At 78.0% G+C, this 618-nt stretch carries 1 pseudogene; it reads right to left on the bottom strand.

The features are described 5' to 3' along the window. Positions 1–618 (bottom strand): annotated as a pseudogene (locus PYV61_RS26365) (hypothetical protein); the annotation flags it as partial.

Genomic DNA, 618 nt, shown 5'->3' with positions numbered 1-618 from the left:
CGCGCGCCGACTCCAGCGCGTCGGCGTCGAGCGGCTGCTGCCGGCGCGCGACGAGCAGCAGCGCCTCGGCGGCCGCCAGCACGTCGTCCACGTCGGCGTCGAGGCGGGCGTCGGGCGCAGGCGCGCGCTCCAGCCGGTAGCCCTCCTCGTCGAACACGATCCACTTCCGGTCGCCGAGCGCGCGCCGCAGGTGGTGCAGCGTCACGTGGAAGTTGTTGCGCACCTGCGCCGCCGACGCGTCGGGCCACAGCGCGAGCCCGATCTGGTCCTTCGTCGCCCGCGGCGTCAGGAGCAGGAAGTACAGCAGCTCGCGCGCCTTGGCGGTCGGCAGCGCGATGTCGACGACCGCGACGCCGTGGCGCGCGAGCGCCAGCGGGCCGAGGACGTGCACCGCCAGCGCCGGCGCGGCGCCGCGCGTGATCGAGAACGGGCTCTGCGCCGGCGTCGCGCGCGGGTCGCGCCGCTCGTCCAGCGCCTCGGCGCGCTCGGCGAGCGCGTACGCCTCGTCCACCGTGGCCGCCTCGCTGGCCGCGAGCGCCGCCGCCAGCCCGCCCGGCGGGAGCGCGCCCCGCACGGCGCGCACAACCTGCTCGAGCCGCTGCCGGTCGTGGCCGATGA

The organism is Roseisolibacter sp. H3M3-2, assembly GCF_029211165.1.
Taxonomy (GTDB): Bacteria; Gemmatimonadota; Gemmatimonadetes; order Gemmatimonadales; family Gemmatimonadaceae; genus Roseisolibacter.
This window is presented reverse-complemented; position numbering and strand designations above follow the sequence as displayed.